15 protein-coding genes and 1 pseudogene are annotated in these 18,610 nt (G+C 61.4%); 15 read left to right on the top strand and 1 reads right to left on the bottom strand.

What is annotated here, in order from left to right; genetic code table 11:
• Positions 1-47: 47 nt before the first annotated feature.
• Positions 48-720: pseudogene (locus OKW28_RS23240) on the bottom strand (IS3 family transposase); the annotation flags it as partial.
• Between the two features lie 626 nt (positions 721-1,346).
• Here OKW28_RS23240 and OKW28_RS23235 point away from each other — a divergent pair.
• The 15 genes from OKW28_RS23235 to gcvA all read left to right on the top strand — a co-directional run bounded on the left by OKW28_RS23235 (position 1,347) and on the right by gcvA (position 18,548).
• Positions 1,347-2,714: a TolC family protein gene (locus OKW28_RS23235; RefSeq protein ID WP_429449270.1), complete on the top strand. Its 1,368-nt coding sequence runs from the start codon at positions 1,347-1,349 to the stop codon at positions 2,712-2,714.
• The gene (locus OKW28_RS23230; protein ID WP_429449268.1) at positions 2,711-3,769 is read left to right on the top strand and encodes an efflux RND transporter periplasmic adaptor subunit; all 1,059 of its coding nucleotides are present in this window, start codon (positions 2,711-2,713) and stop codon (positions 3,767-3,769) included. The genes OKW28_RS23235 and OKW28_RS23230 overlap by 4 nt, the downstream gene beginning before the upstream one ends.
• On the top strand, positions 3,766-6,819 hold the full coding sequence (locus tag OKW28_RS23225) for an efflux RND transporter permease subunit (RefSeq protein ID WP_429449266.1): 3,054 nt from the start codon (positions 3,766-3,768) through the stop codon (positions 6,817-6,819). The genes OKW28_RS23230 and OKW28_RS23225 overlap by 4 nt, the downstream gene beginning before the upstream one ends.
• A gap of 492 nt (positions 6,820-7,311) precedes the next feature.
• Complete coding sequence (locus OKW28_RS23220) at positions 7,312-7,608, top strand: hypothetical protein (RefSeq protein ID WP_429449264.1); 297 nt, start codon at positions 7,312-7,314, stop codon at positions 7,606-7,608.
• A gap of 233 nt (positions 7,609-7,841) precedes the next feature.
• On the top strand, positions 7,842-8,117 hold the full coding sequence (locus tag OKW28_RS23215; protein ID WP_429449262.1) for a hypothetical protein: 276 nt from the start codon (positions 7,842-7,844) through the stop codon (positions 8,115-8,117).
• A gap of 819 nt (positions 8,118-8,936) precedes the next feature.
• Positions 8,937-9,611: a response regulator gene (locus tag OKW28_RS23210; RefSeq protein ID WP_429449260.1), complete on the top strand. Its 675-nt coding sequence runs from the start codon at positions 8,937-8,939 to the stop codon at positions 9,609-9,611.
• A complete protein-coding gene (locus OKW28_RS23205; protein WP_429449258.1) occupies positions 9,592-11,043 on the top strand; it encodes a sensor histidine kinase in 1,452 nt (483 codons plus the stop codon). The genes OKW28_RS23210 and OKW28_RS23205 overlap by 20 nt, the downstream gene beginning before the upstream one ends.
• 101 nt (positions 11,044-11,144) lie before the next feature.
• Positions 11,145-11,393 (top strand): hypothetical protein, encoded by a 249-nt coding sequence (locus OKW28_RS23200; RefSeq protein WP_429449256.1) that lies wholly within the window; start codon positions 11,145-11,147, stop codon positions 11,391-11,393.
• 572 nt (positions 11,394-11,965) lie between these two features.
• Positions 11,966-12,361 carry a PepSY domain-containing protein gene (locus OKW28_RS23195; protein WP_429449254.1) on the top strand — a complete coding sequence of 132 codons (396 nt, stop codon included), beginning with the start codon at positions 11,966-11,968 and terminating at the stop codon, positions 12,359-12,361.
• A 108-nt stretch (positions 12,362-12,469) separates the two neighbouring features.
• A complete protein-coding gene (locus OKW28_RS23190) occupies positions 12,470-12,712 on the top strand; it encodes a hypothetical protein (protein ID WP_429449253.1) in 243 nt (80 codons plus the stop codon).
• Between the two features lie 68 nt (positions 12,713-12,780).
• Complete coding sequence (locus OKW28_RS23185) at positions 12,781-13,386, top strand: hypothetical protein (protein ID WP_429449251.1); 606 nt, start codon at positions 12,781-12,783, stop codon at positions 13,384-13,386.
• Positions 13,340-14,050: an ABC transporter ATP-binding protein gene (locus OKW28_RS23180; RefSeq protein ID WP_429449249.1), complete on the top strand. Its 711-nt coding sequence runs from the start codon at positions 13,340-13,342 to the stop codon at positions 14,048-14,050. The genes OKW28_RS23185 and OKW28_RS23180 overlap by 47 nt, the downstream gene beginning before the upstream one ends.
• Positions 14,043-14,720 carry an ABC transporter ATP-binding protein gene (locus OKW28_RS23175; protein ID WP_429449247.1) on the top strand — a complete coding sequence of 226 codons (678 nt, stop codon included), beginning with the start codon at positions 14,043-14,045 and terminating at the stop codon, positions 14,718-14,720. Before OKW28_RS23180 ends, OKW28_RS23175 begins: the two co-directional genes overlap by 8 nt.
• A complete protein-coding gene (locus OKW28_RS23170) occupies positions 14,717-17,371 on the top strand; it encodes an FtsX-like permease family protein (protein WP_429449244.1) in 2,655 nt (884 codons plus the stop codon). Before OKW28_RS23175 ends, OKW28_RS23170 begins: the two co-directional genes overlap by 4 nt.
• 268 nt (positions 17,372-17,639) lie before the next feature.
• Positions 17,640-18,548, top strand: a complete 909-nt coding sequence (gene gcvA / locus OKW28_RS23165; protein ID WP_429449241.1) for a transcriptional regulator GcvA — start codon at positions 17,640-17,642, stop codon at positions 18,546-18,548.
• Positions 18,549-18,610 lie beyond the last annotated feature (62 nt).

Raw genomic sequence — 18,610 nt, 5'->3', positions numbered from 1 at the left:
CGTCTGCATCCGGGCTTACCCTGGCGGATCGCAGGGTTGGGAGACGTTCATTTCATTGCCTCAACTTCAGCAGGCGGGATGTAGCCGATGGGTTCCATCAATCGATGATGATTGAACCAGGCCACCCGTTCCAGCGTTGCCAACTCGACGGACTCGCGTGTTTTCCAGGCGCGGCGATGAATCAGTTCGGCCTTGTACAAACCGTTGATTGTCTCGGCCAGTGTCGTAACTGTCGCTACTGCTACCAACCGAGGGCTCGATGCCCGCTTCAGCCAGTCGCTCGCTATAGCGAATGCTAACGTATTGAGCCTCTGTCGGAGTGATGTATCAACGTTCCATCGCCGCCTGGGCGCCGCGCATAAAGTGCCTGTTCAAGTGCATCCAGAACGAAGCCTCTAGTCATCGACGAACTGACGCACCAACCGACAATCCGTCGGGCAAACACGTCGATCACGAACGCGCACGTAGAGCCAGCCCTGCCACGTCGAGACATAGGTGAAATCAGAAACCCGGAGCTGGTTTGGCCGGTCTGCCCTGAACTGCCGGTTGACCCGATCCAGCGGGCGCGCGGCCGCCGCATCGGCAATGGTCGTGCGAACACGTTTGCCCTCGCATTACGCCACGCAAACCCAGTTGCTTCATCAGCCGTTCGACCGTGCAGCGAACCACCGCGATATGCTCCCGGTTCATCTGCTTCCAGACTTTATCCGCTCCGTAGACGATCGGTAGTTCACGCAAGCCGCTCACCGATGGGCGTTGGCCTCCGCTCCCCCCAGGATAAGCGACCTGCAGTGCCCCGGTGCAGCGCGGACTATATGGGTCTCCCGGGCGATGAACGGCTCGGTATATTGCGCGGCGTCCATCGCGAATCCCTGATTGACCGGCGCGCTTCCAAAGGCGCAGAGGGTCGTGGTAGGGGTGCCAGTCATGGTCGAGCGCAATGCGGCGATCGCGGTGCCGCACATCCGGTTGCCTGTGAGGCTCAACACGCCGATGACCCTGCTGGTCCCCGCTTGCGGCTTCAACTATTCCAGTCGCGTGTAAATAGCGAGGGCGAGGGCCCATTGTCGCCGGGCAATCTGCTCAACCTTACCCGGATGTAACGTTCGGCCAAGGTTCTGGCAACGTTGACCGGCCAATATGACTTTCTTGAGACCGGCATGTCGGTCCTCCGTCAACAGGTACGACGTGCCGCGAACGGATCTCCACAGCGGATCCGCCCCGCAACATAAACGGTGCGCTCTGGAGTGTCGACAATGGGCGGCAGGCAAATTTGGCAGACGATGAGCTGTGGACCTGCACCGTGCGCAGGGACACGACCTCAAAAAGTTGGCGGGACAGATGCCATGAGAATTTATGTCTTTCTATTCGCTCTTGCCAACATGGTGTCTGGCTGCGTTACCTACCAGCCCAAACCCCTCTCTGAAATTCCCCCGCTGCCCGATGCGGTCTTGTCGGAATCCGACAAGACAATGTTGGTGAGCAAGGCCGAGCAAATCCGCCACCCGCGCATCGCCCCCATCACGCTCGACTTCTCCAGACCCTTGACCGGCGATGAACTCGCCGTAATCGCCGTGCTGATCAACCCCGATCTCAAGGCCCTGCGCGCCAAGGAAGGGGTTGCAGAAGCGCAGGTGTTCGATGCCGGCTTACTACCTGACCCACAGCTCGCGCTAGGTCTCTCTCTTCCAACGAGTCGGCAGCCCGGTCTGGTCAATGCCTACAATCTCGGCCTGAACTGGGACATCCTCAGCCTCATTACCCGTCGGGCCAGCGAGCGAATCGCCGTGGCCAAACTATCCGCGGTGCGTAATGACGTGGCCTGGAACGAATGGATGATCGCCAACCATGCCTGGCTGCTTGCCGAGCGGGTGACGTATCTTCAAATACAGGAACGCCTGGCCCGCGATGCAGCGGCTACCGCGGCGCAGCTATGCGAAATCAGCCGGCACAATCTTCAGCGACACGATATCAAGATCGATGAATTCGCCCTGCGCCAAGTGGCTTATCTCGATGCGCAGGATCGAACGCTCGCCTTGACGCGGGAGCTGGAAAAAGCCCGTCAGGAATTGAACCAGGATCTCGGGCTGCCGCCGTCGGAGCGATTGGTCGTAGCGGCCAGACCGATTTCCGTGCGGCCGCATTTGGATGCCCAGGCGCTATTTGATACGGCGCGAGATCAACGACTCGATCTCATCGCCTTGCGCGCCGGCTACGCGGCGCAGGAAAACCAGTTGTATAAGGATTTGCTGGCCCGTTTTCCACAGATCAACCTGGGCTTGAATCGTGCACGCGACACCGGTGATGTCACCACAATCGGTTTCAGCATCAGCATGACGCTACCGGTCTTCAACGGCAACCGGGGGACTATTGCCGTTGCCCGCGCGACCCGCGAGCAGCTCTATGTGGAGTACCTTGCCAGGCTTTACAAGACGCGAGCGGATATCGCGGCGCTGGTCGCCGATCTGGAACGGATCGATCGGGAGATGGTGCCGCTGCAGAACCAATTGCCGGAACTTCAGCGCGCAGAGCAGCGCATGCGAGGCGGCGTGGACAGCGGCGACGTGACCCTGATCAACTACGAAACGGTGCGCGCGAGCTTGCTCGACAAGCGGCTCAAGCTTTCCAGTCTTGAACAGGCGGCATCGGAAGAGCGGATAGCGCTGCAGCTCGCCACGGGTGCGCCGTGGCGTTCCCAGGAGAGCCCTCGATGAGGATAGCAATCGCCATAATCGGCGCTGCGCTGCTCTGCATGGGCTGCAGCGGCAAGACTGCCGATGCCAACCAGGCGCAGTCCGCGGCAAGCCCGCCGCCCGTGCGGGTCATGGTGACGGCCGCGAAACTCGCGCCGATTACCAGGACCCTTACGGCTTACGGCACCGTGGAATATTCCCCCGACGGCGCGCGCAGAATAAGCGTGCAAGCGGAGGAAGTCGTGACGCAACTGTTGGTCGCCGTGGGACAGCCGGTGAGCAGAGGCGACAGTCTGCTTACATTGGAACCCAGTGCCAACGCCCGCCTCGAACTTGATAAAGCACGGATCGAAGTGCAGTTCGCGCACAAGGAGGTGCAGCGCCTGGATGATCTTCGCCAGCGGCAACTCGCAACCAACACCGACGTGCAAGCCGCCGAGAAGTATCTCGCTACGGCAGAGGTGGCGCTCGCCAACATCGCCCGGCGCCATGAAGGAGGTGGACCGCATGTGGTGCGGGCCAATGTAGCGGGAACCGTGCAGACCGTCACTGTGCAGGTCGGGCAAGTGGTGGCGCCAGGCGCGCCTCTGGTCACCATCGGCAACCGCGATCGCTTACGCGTCAAACTAGGCTTGGAGCAGGACGATCTCGCGCGGATCCACATCGGTCAACGCGTCGAAGTGGTTCCGATCAACTCGGCGGAAACGCCGATATCGAGCACCGTAGAGAAGATCTATCGGCAAATCGATCCAACGACTCGCCTGGCGGACGCGGTGATCCCCTTGCCACGGGCGCATGGCTTGCTTCCCGGTGCGATGGTGCGGGCGGAAATCGTTGTCGAAGCGAATCCGCACGCACTCGTGGTACCGCGCTCCGCCGTGCTCTCCCAGCAAGGCAAGTCATATGTATTTGTGGATGATCACGGGCACGCCAGGGAGCGTCCGGTGGAAACCGGTGAGGACAATGGGAAAGTCATCGAAATCCGCAAAGGGCTCGTCGCGGGACAAAGCGTCGTCACAGTCGGCAATGCCGAATTGACAGCCGGCATGGCATTGCACACGGAGCCGCAAAAATGATTGGCGCGTGGCTGCAGCAGCACCGCCGGTCGCTGCTAATAGTGACCGTTCTGCTCGCCCTGGGCGGTGGTTTCGCGGCGTTCAGCCTGCCGGTTGCGCTGTTCCCCAACATTCAGTTTCCGCGCATCATTGTCGGCGTTGATGCCGGCGACCGGCCGGTCGATCGCATGATCCTGGAAGTCACCCAGCCCCTGGAACAGGCGTTGAGAGGCGTGCCGGGCGTGCAGGACATACGCTCCACGAGCAGCCGGGGCTCGGCGGAGATCTCGGTGAACTTTGCTTGGGGCACCGACATGATCACTGCACTCGTCCAGGCGGAGTCAGCGGTGAACAAGCTGTTGCCCAACTTGCCGCGCGAAACCAAATTCACCGCCCGGCGGCTGGACCCCACCGTATTTCCTGTGCTGGGTTTGGCACTCACTTCGAAGACGCGCGATCTGGTCAGCCTGCGCGATTTTGCCTATTATCAACTGCGTCGCGAAATATCCACGGTGTCCGGCGTCGCGAACGTGGATACGCTGGGCGGCAGGCAAGAGGAATATCATGTGCAGGTCGACCCTGCACGGCTGCGCGCACTCGGGATTTCGATCAATAACGTGGTCACCGCGCTTTCCGCGAGCAATGTCGTGACCGCGGTCGGCCGGCTCGAGGATCAGTACCGGCTTTATCTGCTTTTGTCGAGCACGCCCTTGCGCGGCCTCGACGATATCCGGCACACCATTCTGCGCAGCGGCAGCAACGGCATTGTCACGCTGGAGGACGTTGCAGACGTGCGGCGTGACACAGTCCCCGAATGGACGACCGTGACCGCCAACGGCAGCGATGCGGTGCTGGTCAATGTGTTCCAGCAGCCAGGCGCGAACACCGTCGCCATCGCTCAGGAAGTGAAGGCGGCTGTGGCCGCTTTCACCGTTCCCGCCGACATTCAGATCAAGCCTTATTACGATCAATCGGAATTGGTGCTGGCTTCCGAAAAAAGCGTGCGCGATGCGATCGCCATCGGCGCGATTTTCGCCGCCGCTGTGCTGTTCCTGTTTTTATGGAACTGGCGCGTCACCCTGATCATCGCGCTGATGCTGCCGACGGTCCTGGCCGCTGCCATCTTGCTCCTTCACATGCTAAACATGAATTTCGACATGATGACTCTGGGCGGTATGGCCGCGGCGGTCGGGCTCATCGTCGATGATGGCGTCGTGATGCTGGAACATATCATGCGCCGGCTGAAACAAGAGCCGCAGTTGGGGAAAGATCTGGAGCAGAATCGCGTAACGCGTCGCGATACGGTGCTCAGGGGCGCCATGGAAATGAGCCGCCCGTTATTGGGTTCGTCGCTGGCGACTACGGTGATCTTCCTGCCGCTGGCTTTCCTGAGCGGCGTCGCAGGCGGGTTCTTCAAGGCGTTAGCGCTGACCATGGCCTCGGCGCTGTTCATTTCCTTTTTTGTGGCCTTTTTCGTGGTCCCGCTGCTGGGCGAGTTCTTGCTGGCAGGAGCTCAGCCCAAGACAAGAAAGCAGTACATCATGCACTGGCTCGAGGCCCGCTACAGAGTCTTGATGGGCGGGTTTCTCGCGCGTCCGCTATGGGCATTGCCGATTGTCGTGCTACTGTGCATCGCCGGTTTTTTCGCTTATACGCAGGTCGGTTCAGGCTTCCTGCCGCACATGGACGAAGGAGGATTCATCCTCGATTACAAGGCCGCGCCCGGGACTTCCCTAACGGAAACCGATCGCTTGCTGCGCCAGGTAGAGCAGATCATTGCGAAAGTGCCGGAGGTGGACAGCTATTCGCGCCGCACCGGGTTGCAGCTTGGCGGCGGCCTTACGGAAGCGAACGCGGGCGACTTTTTCATTCATCTCACCGTCAGGCGTAGCCGTGGGATCGACGCGATCATGTCGGAAGTACGCCAGCAGGTGCAGCAAGACGTGCCGGGACTGCAAATCGAAACCTCGCAACTGGTCGAGGATTTAATTGGCGATTTGACCGCGGTTCCCCAACCCATTGAGATAAAGATATTCAGTAGCGATGTGAGTGTCTTAAAGAGCCTGCCATCCAGAATTGCCGCAGAGATTTCCAAGGTGTCCGGCGTAGTGGAGGTGAAGAATGGCATCGTGATAGCGGGAGACGCTATCGACATCGAGATCGATCGGGTCAAGGCGGCGCTCGAAGGATTGGATGAAAAGTCGATCACCGGCCAGATTCAGGACCAGCTCGGCGGCAATGTGACGAGTCAGATACAGTCCAAAGAGAAGATCATCGGCGTGCGGATCTGGACGCCCCAGCGCCTGCGCGAGCGAATTTCGCTACTGCAGAATACACTGCTGCAGGCGCCCGATGGGCATTACCTGCCCTTGAAACGCGTGGCGCAAATAAAGATCGCCGTCGGGCAGCCGCAAATCACTCGTGAAAATTCCCGGCAGATGGTGGCGGTCACGGCGCGCATCGTAGGGCGCGACCTGGGCTCGACCGTGCAGGACGTCAAGACCGCCCTCGGCAAGCTGCAACTTCCTGGCGGCGTGCAATTGAAATATGGCGGTCTGTATAAAGAGCAGCAGAAATCATCCCACGATCTGCTCATCGTGTTCGTCGCCGCGGTACTGCTCGTATCCGTCTTGCTGCTGTTCCTGTATGAGCGGCTCACTGTTGTTATAAGCATACTCGCAACGACTTTGCTCACCCTCACGGGCGTGTTCGTGGGGCTCTGGCTCACGGGTACCGAGCGCAATATCTCGGCGATGATGGGCATGACAATGATCGTTGGCATGGTCACCGAAATCGCCATCTTCTACTTTGACGAGCTTGATGTGGCAACGCGACCGGGGCCTGAGGCATTGATTGATGCCGGCGTTGGTCGCATGCGCGCGATCCTGATGAGCGCCATCATCGCCATTTTGGCCTTGTCGCCGCTAGCGTTGGGGCTCGGCGCTGGATCGGGGATGCTGAAGCCACTCGCCATCGCCATCATTGCTGGCCTCATCGTGGCGGTGCCGCTAGTGTTGCTGCTGATGCCCGCCCTCTACGCTTCGATGAACCGCCTGTTGGAACGGGACTGAGCGCTCGCGAGGAGCACATTTACAAGGGGAACGAAGAAGCGGAAAGCAGCACGGTCGAACTCCTGCGTTCACGGAGTTTGGAAAAAACTGGGCACCCACGTCATCAGGAATGTCATGGGGGATGGGCGCTACCCAGGAGAGAGTGAGTATTAGCTGTTTCGTCGCGACCTGGAGGACGATCAGCGCAAAGAAATCGCCTCGCCGCTCCCGGCCAACAAGATAGCTTGACTGCTGACTTCGGGCCCATTGCGTTACGAGGCCGATCAAGACGCGCGAATTTTGCATACCGGACTGCCTTATTGCGGCAAAACCCAATTCGCCAATCCTTACCTGGATGTAACGTTCGGGAAAGATCCCGGCAACGTTCAGGGGCCAATATGAATTCTGTTGGGCCGTCTTGCCGGTACCTGTCAGCGGTACCACGTGGCGAACGTAGCCACTCGACAATTCATTTTGACGCGGCACATCGCCGCTCCGTACGGAGGATTCATCATGCGTCACATCTCTCATCTTGCAGTCGCCATTGTGCTCTTTGGAACAACCGCCGACGCTGCATTCGCGACTCCCTCAACCAGCTATACGACGACGGTCCATTTGCGCGACGGCAAGCAGGTGGTGTGTGCCGTGAACGAGCCGGCCGCCCTCGCGCAGCAAGCTACCGGCCAGACGCTGACCCGGCGGGAGCGCAACGAAGCTCAAATCGATGCGACCGCGCGCCTGAGCAGTGCACAACACAGCAAAAACGATTATCCGTCGCCGGCCACCGCACCGAGGGTGCACTGCTCCTGAAAACGACCGTGGCGGACGGCACGGGCGGGCGGGCGGTCCGCGCTCGTCAAGACAGTCACAACCTGCCTGGGAGGCGTCCCTCAAAAATATTGAACTATCCTCTCCCGCGCTGCTGCACGCCGTTTGTCAATTGCCGGTCCTTCTATCCGCTTGACCGAGAAAGAACCTGTTGATGCGATCAATGGCAAACAGTCGCAGCGCCCTCTTTATTCAATTTCGATCGGAGTCATATCATGAAAACTAGGCTTATCGCCGCAGTTCTCTTCGCACTTTCCCCATCGATTGCTGCCCCGGCCTTTGCCAGCGGTTATGGTCCGGCTCCGTTCTACCGTCCCGGCGTCGGCGCTCCCGCGTCTCAGCGCGGACCAAGCGCGCTGACCGTAGCAGCCAGGCGCAACAACGCTGCAACTGCAAACATTGGCGGCTATGGCGGCGTGGATGCAGCATTGTCCCAATCGGGCGGCCGGCAGGCTGCGGCAGGCCAGCGCGCGCTCTTTCGCGCTCACTAAGCGCAGCCGGGCGCAAGCTCAGTCCCTCGCCGACCCATGAGGATCTGTCTTTGTTGGCCGAGATCCTGAAAGCGGATCCCTCTCGGATAGTTATGCCGAAAAAACCATGACAGCGCCGTATAGTGGCGCTGTAACTCGCATACCCTGTTCTCCAGTTTAACGAAATATTAACGGTCAAAAACCTCAGTCATGCTGCAAACGAAGCCGGGCGCAATTCATGCCGCTGGCTATTAAATTCGAGACTACGCGGATGCGCGGACGGAATTCGGTTACGACCGTCGCAAAGGATCAGAGCGGCGCCGAGCAGATTGGCTGTGCTCAAGCGATCGCCACCCAGAGGTACCCAAACTGCCCGCCGAATACGGGCTCGAGGACGAGAATCAGCGCGATCCTGCTGGGTGGCGACTCGACCTGCGCCCTGCTCTGAACGATGTAGCCGATCGCGGTACCGCCGATACCTGCGATTACGATAGTCCAAAGGGCCTGCGCCGTGTGCGGCATCGAGAACTGCGTTTGGATTAGTACAGGAGGGAGCACCCATCGGCGACTGTCGAATGCGGATGGGCTTTCAGATCGTGATTCCGTCGCCGTGGCTGCTATGGACGCCGGGCCCGGACCTTCGCAATGCCGACTGCGGCTCCCGTCACAAGTACCGGGCAAGATGGTCCGGACGGTCTTCCTGCCGGCATGAACTGGCAGATTGAAATGCGTCACGCGATCACTGCCGCCCCCGAACCCGCTCGAGTCGTACAATGTCCGGCAGATCCGGAATGCTCCTGCGGAAAAGGTCCCGACCGGGGACGGCGAGGAAGAACCATCATGCGCGTGCTGGTCGTTGAAGACGATCGGAAGATCGGCTCGTTTGTCGTGACGGCGCTGCAGCAGGCCGGCTTCGCGGTCGACCATGCGGAAGACGGCGCGAGCGGACTGGATCTGGCGCTCGCGACCGCCTATGATGCAGCCGTCATCGATATCATGCTGCCCCGACTGGACGGACTCTCGCTCATCGAGACACTGCGCCGTGAGAAAGTCACCACACCGGTTATCATCCTCAGTGCCAGGCGCACCGTCGATGATCGGGTCAAGGGTCTCCAGACGGGGGGCGACGACTACCTGACCAAGCCTTTTGCGCTGACTGAACTGCTGGCGCGCGTCGGCGCGCTCATCCGCCGGGCCACCGGCGCGACTGAACCGACCCGGCTGGTCGTCGGTGAACTCACGCTTGATCTGCTCGCACGTGAAGTATCGCGGGGGGACCACAGGCTCGATCTGCAGCCGCGTGAACTGTCCCTGCTCGAGTACCTGATGCGCAATGCGAACCGCCCTGTGTCGAAGACGATGATCCTGGAGCACGTGTGGGATTACAGCTTCGAGCCACAGACCAACGTGGTCGACGTGCTGGTCTGCCGCCTGCGCAACAAGGTTGATCGTGATTTTCCGGTGAAGATGATTCATACCATCCGGGGAGTGGGGTATGTTCTTAAAGGCCCTTGATCCCCTCCGCAAGACGATCAGCTTTCGACTCGCGCTGTGGTATTCGGCGTGCTTCATTCTCAGCACCACCTTGCTTTTCGCGCTCGCCTATTTCCTGCTCGCCTCCACGCTGCAACAGCATGATCGCGACGACGTCGAGCAGCGGCTTCGCCAACTGGCCGCCCAATATCAGGCAAGCGACCTCGCCGGCCTGAAAAAGGAACTGGCGCTGGAGACCCGGCTACGGAAGTCAAAGCCGTTCTTTATCCGCATTGCCGGACCACGCAATACGACGGTCTTCCTTCAGATCCCGGATCAGTGGGCGGCGTTCGACGTGAGCCGGCTCGAGCGCACACCGCTCGCCGGTCCCGGCGATCTGATCCGTGTGCCGGCACAAGATGATGAGGCGGTTCTCGAGATTGCCAGCACCCGTCTGCCCGACGGCGGCGTTCTGCAGGTCGGCAAAAGCACCGAGCAGCGTGACAGCGTCCTCGAGAGCTTTGGGCGGATCGTCGCCGGTGTCATGGTCCCGATGGTTGTTGTCGGCGTGTTCGGCGGGGTGTTTCTCGCGCGACGATCCCTGCGGCCGGTTCGCCAACTCATTCAGGCCGTCCATGCGATTGAGGCAGGGGCCATGGAGGCGCGGGTGCCGGTCCGCGAGAGCGGTGACGAACTGGACGAACTCGGCAAGCTGTTCAACAGGATGCTGAACAAGATTGCGACGTTGATCCTGGGCATGCGCAACGCGCTTGACAACGTCGCCCATGATTTGCGCACGCCGGTGGCCCGCATCCGTGGCATCGCGGAAATCGCGCTGCGCTCGGAGCGCGACCCGGATAGCTGCCGGGAGGCGCTGGCGGACTGCATGGAAGAATCGGATCAACTGCTTCAGATGCTGAACACGTTGATGGACATTTCCGAGGCAGAAACGGGCACGCTCAAATTGCACCTGGAACCGGTAGACATCCCGGCTCTCCTGGCCGATGCCGTCGACCTCTACCAGCTTGTGGCTGAAGAAAAAGCCATTGCCGTCTCGATCGTCGCACCGCCGCACATGTGGTTGACAGCGGACCGCAGCCGCCTTCGCCAGGTCATGGGAAATCTGCTGGACAACGCCATCAAATACACACCGGCGGGCGGCCGGGTCGAGGTGCAGGCCGACGCTTCGCAGAACACGCTGGTGATCCGCGTCGCGGACACCGGCATCGGCATGACGCCCGACGAGCTATCGAAAAGCTGGGACCGGCTGTTTCGAGGCGATCGCAGCCGCTCGCAGCGTGGCCTGGGACTGGGCCTTAGCCTCGTGAAGGCCGTCGTCGAAGCGCACCAGGGCCACGTCACAGCGTCCAGCAACCTGGGCGCCGGGTCCGTCTTCACCGTCACGCTTCCCGTCGCCTTTCCCGGCGGGAGCCCGTTCCCCCCGAACGACCAGTCAACGCTTACCAGGATGTAACGTTCGGGAAAAGTCCCGGCAAGACTCAGCAACCAGTATGGTTGCTGTGGGGCCCGTATGCGAACTCCGGTCCCAGCGCGGGACCTCTGAAGGAGACGCGGATGAACATCGGCGAAAAGTCCTTGCACTGGCTGGTCGACAAATGGCTTGCGCCAGGCCCGGCGATGCCTGCTCACGTCACCCGGTTCAGTCGCACGCGTTCCACCCGGAAACGCTATGTACAAGTCGAGACATCGCGACCGGCCGGCACACTGACCATCGTATTCTTTCGACATGACGATGGCTCGTGGTGCGTGTTTCCGCCGGAAACCGACCGACCGGCGATGGGCATTGGTCACCGCGCACGGTGACACGGGCCAACCGAGGGTACAGGCAACATCGCCACCCGGTGCGGGGTCGACTGTCCGGGTCATCGGGCAACGGAACGGCCGCTACCCTTGCGCGCCGTGCAAGCGCGAATCGCTTCTCTGTGAACGCGTCCTGGCACGATGTGGAACACAGCAGTGTCAAATCAGCTGCATCAGAGCAAGCGCGGTGCGGCGGCAAGCCTGCGCGCGCGGACCGATCGCGGTGCGAGCGTCGTCGGGGAGGAACGCCCATTCGGTCGCCCTGTTCAGGCGCAGCATGCTGACGCGCCGTGGCACATTGACCGTCACGAAGTTGAATCGGGGGACCGGTCCGCTGAATCCGTCTTCACGCACGCTCTTCCCTCGTCTTCACCGGTCAGCGCCCATTTCCTTCCCGTCACCCGTCAATCCTTACCGCGATGTAATGTTCGGGAAAGATCCGGGCAAGATTGAGCGACCACTATAGGCTCTGTGGGGCAGGCATGCCGATGTCCGTTCGCGGTCGCAGCGCTGACACGGACATCGGCATCGAGTCGGCCTTGCAACGCAAACGGTTCGCTCAGGGAGTATGGACAATGAACGGGAAGCAACGGCTAGGTATGGTGCTGGGCGCGCTTACCGTGGGCTTCGGACTGCCTGGCGGCGCATCCGCGGCCGGCGACGGCCATACCCAGGCCCCGGCCTATCAGTCCAGCATCAAGGTGCCGGACCAGCAGAAAGGGGAACGGGGTGAAGCGGCCCGGCTTGCCGCGCTGGCAAGGATCGACGCGACCCGGGCGACCTCAGCCGCTTTGGCCCAAGTACCCGGAACCGTGCTCAAGGTCGCCCTCGACAACGAAAACGGCAACCTGGTGTACAGCGTGGAGATCAAGACCGCCAGCAACGACATCAAGGACGTGAAGATCGATGCGGGCAACGGGGCGGTTGTGCACGTGGGGACTGCCAGCGACGAAGAGAAAACCGAGAAATAGCCGGCCACGGACATATCAATATTTAGCAATGCAGAGCGGTCGACGTGAAGCCGCCAGGAGAGCGGCGACACGAATCTCAACTGATCTGGCTTCGTGAAAGGAATCGAAATGAGCAGACTACTGTTAATCATCGTTGCCGCGGCATTGTCCACGGTGATTTTCACTGCGGCGGCCGCTGACACGACTGCTTCGGGCGTCGGGGCGACCGCTTCCCAGCCGCAAGCCACACCTGCCAGCAAATATCAACGCGAGAGTAGCAAACGGGAAATGAAAGAAGAAAAACGTGAGAACAGGAAGCAGGAGATGAATGACGCGAAAGAGACCAGGCAGCAGGAAATAAAAGAACAATGAGAAAGTCGCTGGCACGAAGGACGTGTGAGAAGTAACAGGCGCAGCGCGGTTACAGGACAGGAGGCACTATGCAAGGCAGAACTCGGATCAAGGGATACTTCCGGTCACTGCACATGGCCATCTTTGCCGTCGCCGCCCTGATCGGCAGCGCGACGCAAATCGCGGGCACGCCAGCGATGGCAACAGAACGGCCGATCACGCCGGAAAAGAATCCACCCGGCGACATTCCAGACACCCAGGTCTTCATTACCTATGCCTCGCCACTGGGTTTTTCGCTCAAGGTACCTGAAGGCTGGGCGCGAACGGATCATCCCGATGGGGCAGGCTTCTCGGACAAATACAACGCCATCGACGTCACCGTCACATCCGCTGCCCGTGCTCCCACCGCTACCTCCATCGGCAGTCATGAGGCGGTGGATCTCATAAAAGGCGGTCGTGCAGTCAGGATAGCGGCGATCAGGCAGGTCATGCTGCGATCCGGCCCGGCGCTTCTGATCGTCTACACATCGAATTCCGGACCCAACCCGGTCACCAACAGACAGTTGCGCCTGGAGAGACATCGCTATCTGATCTACCGGGGCGGCAAGCTCGCTACCCTTGATCTCTCTGCCCCGCTTGGAGCCGACAATGCCGACCAATGGAAACTCATCTCAGATTCGTTCCAATGGCGTTGAAGCGCAGCCGCTGGAAGCATTTGAACTCTACCGTTTCTTCCATAGCGGCGATGGCGAGACGGCCGCGTTGCGCGGTGTGTCACTGCGACTCCGGGCAGGAGAATTCGTCGCGCTGATGGGGCCTTCCGGAAGCGGCAAGTCCACGCTTCTGGCTTGCCTGGCCGGGCTGGATGAACCGGATGGGGGACATGTCGAGGTGATGGGGCTGCGCCTGTCGCGACGCCCCGAAGCGGTTCGTGCCGCGTTGCGCGCGCGGCACATCGGTATCCTGATGCAATCGGGCAACCTGTTCGAGCACCTCACGGTGGAAGCCCATATGCGGTTTCAGATGTCACTGTCCAGGCAGTCCAGCCAACGGACGATCGATCATCTGCTCGAGGTGATGGGACTGGGCGGGCAACGCCGCGCACGCCCCTCGCAACTGTCGGGCGGCGAAGCGGCACGCGCCGGGCTGGCGGTTGCCCTGTCGTCGAATCCTCGCGTGCTGCTGGCAGACGAACCTACAGCGGAGGTGGACGCGGCCACCGAAACGGACATCCTGAACCATTTGGGGGAACGATGCCGCGCCGGGGTCGCAGTCCTGATCGCGACGCACAGCATGGCACTGGCGTCATATGCCGACCGTCTGCTCGGCATTCAGGATGGGCGCCTAACCCATGTCTGACACCCTGATCGAGGCCAAGTCAGTGGGCCGGCGCTATCAGCAAGGCAGGGTGTCTGTCGCCGCACTCGCGTCTGCGACATTCCGCCTGCATGCGGGCGATCGTGTCGCCCTTGTCGGGAGATCCGGGAGCGGCAAGTCCACGTTGTTGCACCTCATGGCAGGACTCGACGCGCCGACAAGCGGCGCGATCTGTTGGCCCGCGTTAGGCGCCGCGGACGCGCTCCTGCCCACGAGAATTTCGCTGGTGTTTCAGGTGCCGAGCCTGCTGGAGCCGTTGACGGTCAGTGAGAACGTCGCACTGCCGCTGCTGATGGCGAAAGCGACCTGCGATATCGGCAAGGCGGTGGCGGATGCGCTCGCCACCTTTGGTCTTGAGCGCCTGATGGCCAGGCTGCCCGAAGAGCTGTCGGGTGGCCAGATGCAGCGTGTCGCGATGGCACGGGCGATCGTCGGAAACCCGCGCGTGATCCTCGCCGACGAGCCGACTGGCCAACTCGATCAGCCGACCGGCCGCGCCTTGCTTGACGCACTGGTGGCCCATCTCGCCGGCACCGGGACGGCACTCGTCATCGCCACCCATGATCGGGCGGTCGCGGAACGCATGGATAGCGTCTGGTATCTCGAGCGCGGCACGCTCATCGACGCTCCCAACACTGCGGGGGCCATATGACCTGGCTGTGGTTTTTGGGGCTGGTCCAGGAACGCAAGGCGCGCCTCGCAGGCGCAGCGGCGGGCATCGCGATCACCGTCGCGTTGCTGACCTCGCTCGGTGCATTTCTGGCCCAAAGCACCGCTTCCATGACGCGCCGCGCCATCGCGGGCGTACCCGTTGACTGGCAGGTGCAACTGGTCTCCGCGACCACCGCCCAGTCGGTCATGGCAGCCATTGGACAGGCCGCAACAGTTTCGCGGCTGCAGACGGTCGGCTATGCCGATGTCGCGGGTTTCGAGGCCCATACCGGCGCAAGCGTGCAGACGACCGGCAAAGGCAAGGTGCTTGGCCTCGATGCTGCCTATGTGCGCGACTATCCAGCGCAGTTCCGGACCCTGCTCGGCCGCCTGGATGGCGTGCTCATCGCACAACAGACGGCGGCCAATTTGCATGTGACGGTCGGCGACGCAGTGACGATCCACCGTATCGGCCTGGCGCCCGTCGATGTCAGGGTGGCTGGCGTTGTCGATCTGCCGCATGCTGACTCGCTGTTCCAGGCGGTCGGGGTTCCGGCCGGGGCGGCACCGCAAGCGCCACCCGACAATGTGCTGTTGATGCCCATCGATGAGTGGCACCGCCTATTTGACCCGCAGGCGGCGATCAGGCCGGATTCGATTCGCGTACAGCTGCATGTCCGGTTGGCGCATGACCGGCTTCCAGCCGATCCGCAGGCAGCTTTTGCGGCGGTACGGGGCGCGGCGAGGAATCTCGAAGCGCGCATCGCGGGCGATGGCATCGTGGCGGACAATCTGGCGGCCAGGCTCGATGCGGTACGCAGTGACGCGCTGTACGCCAAGGTCGTGTTTCTCTTTCTTGGCGCACCCGGAGCCCTCCTCGCCGCCCTCCTGACGATGGCGGTGGTGGCATCCGGCGCCGGCCGGCGCCGGCGCGATCAGGCGCTGCTGCGAATTCGTGGTGCCTCGCGCGCGCAGATCATGAAACTGGCGGCGGTCGAAGCCGCGTGCGTGGGTATGGGCGGCACGATTGCCGGACTGGTCCTTGCCGTGCTCGTGTCCCGCATGCTGCTCGGCGCGGGTATTTTCGTTGTTTCCGCCTTAGGCTGGATCGCCGCCACCGCCCTGGCTGGCGTTGTGCTCGCCCCTGCCACCATGCTTGCCACAGCCTGGATCGATGCCCGGCAGACCACGGTCGCGACCGCCCGGATGACGATCGGCTACGATCACGCCGCGCTCTGGCAACGCATCGGCCTCGATTTCATTTTCATTGCCCTGTCGGCTGTCATCTTCTGGAGAACATGGAGTACGGGCTATCAGGTCGTGCTGGCGCCCGAGGGAACGCCGTCATCATCGATCGATTACCCGGCCTTTCTCGCGCCGGTTCTGCTATGGCTGGGTCTCGGCCTGCTGGCGGTGAGGGTGTGCCTGACGGGACTCAGGCGGGGTCGGGCATGTCTGGCCAGGTGGCTGGATCCCATTGCGGGCTCCCTGGCGGGCATTGTTGCCGCGGCCCTCAGCCGACAGCGGAAACGCATGACACAGGGTATCGTCCTGGTCGCGCTGGCCTTTGCTTTCGCAACATCGACCGCCGTCTTCAACACAACCTACAACGCGCAGACGCGCGTCGACGCTGAACTCACGAACGGCGCAGACGTGACGGTCACCGGCACGTCGCAGGCACCGGCGTCAACGAAACTCAGGGAACTCGCGGCACTCCCGGGTGTGAGCGCGGCGCAGCCGATGCAGCACCGGCTCGCCTACGTCGGCACGGACCTGCAGGACCTGTATGGCATCGACGCCAGGCACATCGGGGAGGCAACGAGGATGTCAAATGCGTATTTCGTGGGCGGCAATGCGAAACAGACGCTGGACAAGCTCGCGCGAACACCCGACGGCATTCTCGTTTCGGAAGAAACCGTCAGGGATTTTCAGTTGCAGGCGGGCGATGAGCTCAATCTGCGTCTGCAAAATGCACACGATCATCAGTATCATGTTGTCCGGTTCCACTTCATTGGCGTCGTCCGTGAATTCCCGACCGCGCCCCGTGACTCCTTTCTGGTCGCGAATGCCCGTTACGTGGGACAGCAGACCGGTGCGGATGCAGCGGAAATCGTTCTGTTGAAGACGTCCACCTCCCCCGCGCAAATTGCTTCCGCGGCGCGGGGCATTGTCGCTCCGCTGGCAGCAGTGCAGGTCAGCGATGTGGGGCAGGCCCAGCATCTGATCGGATCCAGTCTGACCGCCGTCGACCTTGGCGGCCTGACGCGACTGGAGCTTGGCTTCGCCGTCGTTATGGTGGCTGGCGCGGCGGGGCTCGTTCTCGCGCTCGGTATTGCCGACCGGCGGCGCACCTTTGCCATTCTCTCCGCCCTCGGTGCGAAACCCCGGCAGCTCGGCGCGTTTCTGTGGAGCGAGGCCTTACTGCTCCTTGTCACCGGGACCAGCATCGGCTTACTGACCGGTTTTGCGCTCGCATGGATGCTGGTCAAGCTCCTGACGGGGGTTTTCGATCCACCGCCCGAATCTGTCAGCATGCCCTGGCTTTATTTGACTACCGTGGTCGGCGTGGCGTTGCTCTCAGTTGTCTTCGCAGTGATTGGGGCGCAGCGGGAAACGCGCATTCCGGCAGTCCAGCGCATGCGCGAGATTTGACAGGAACGCGCTTGCCACCGAAGGTCAACCGGAATCCGGTAAGTTTTCGTATGGAACGGCACTTCGTTCTTGAAACCGCCCCCCAGGCTTGTCATTTCAGAGTGTTCGAAATTCCGCGCTAACATATGTTCGATTGCCCAATTGGAGTGAGCACGCACTCGTCGACGCCTGAGGACGCCGCCGCGTCCGCGGGTCTAGAGGATCCTGAGTTGCCGCAACACGCAACTAATCCACGAAGGCGGACAGCTTTAGTCAAACGGTCTGCAGAATGAGAAAACGATTACCTCCGCTTAACTGGTTGCGCGCATTCGAATCCTCTGCCCGGCATCTCAGTTTCACCCATGCGGCGACAGAGTTGAACCTGACCCAGGCGGCGGTAAGCCAGCAGGTGAAGGGCCTCGAGTCGCAGTTGGGGGCAGTCCTCTTTAAGCGCTTGCCAAGAGGACTCGATCTCACTGAGGCCGGGCTAGCCTATTTGCCGGTTGTCCATGAGGCTGTAGAGCGACTGGCGGCCGCAACTGAAGAGATCTTCGGGCAAGGTCACGGCAGAGTCCTTACCGTTCGGGTCAGCCTGGTGTTTTTTACCCATTGGCTGGCAATGCGCTTGCCCGATTTTCGTGAACGCCACCCCGAGGTCAATCTGCGTATCACCAGCAACATATGGGGGGGCGATTCGAGCGTGACCGACGTCGAAGCCGATATGGAAATCCGCTATGGACATGGAGAATGGACGGGACTCAAGGCCGAGCGGCTGACCTGGGATACGTTGCTGCCGGTCTGCGCCCCATTCTTGCCCTCCGAACAGGCGCCACTGGCTACTCCGAAGGATCTCCGTCACCACGAACTACTCCACGTCCTGGGCTACGAGGAGGGCTGGGGATACTGGTTGAAGAAAGCAGGCGCGGGACAGGTCGACTCTTCGAAGGGAATGCAGTTCGATACCTTGATCTCTGCTTTGAGAATGGCCGAGCTTGGTCAAGGGGTGGCCTTGGCGCGCTCGTCGCTGGTCCAGTCGATGCTGGACACCGGGCAACTGATAGCGCCTTTCAAATCCCGGCTTACGACCAGTGAAGCTTTCTACCTGGTCTATTCTCCGCACAGCATCGTCAACCCTGATGCCGCGGCGTTCGTGGCCTGGTTGAGTGCGAAGGCTCAGGAGGGGCGTGCGCGGAACTGATCAGGCAGGTTGACATCGCACGTCCATTTCGCCGGGCTACCAGTGATCGACTGGCCATTTTC

The organism is Paraburkholderia sp. 40, assembly GCF_050434105.1.
Classification (GTDB): Bacteria; Pseudomonadota; Gammaproteobacteria; order Burkholderiales; family Burkholderiaceae; genus Paraburkholderia; species Paraburkholderia tuberum.
The sequence above is the reverse complement of the archived record's forward strand: the minus strand, read 5'-3'. Positions and strand labels throughout refer to the sequence as shown.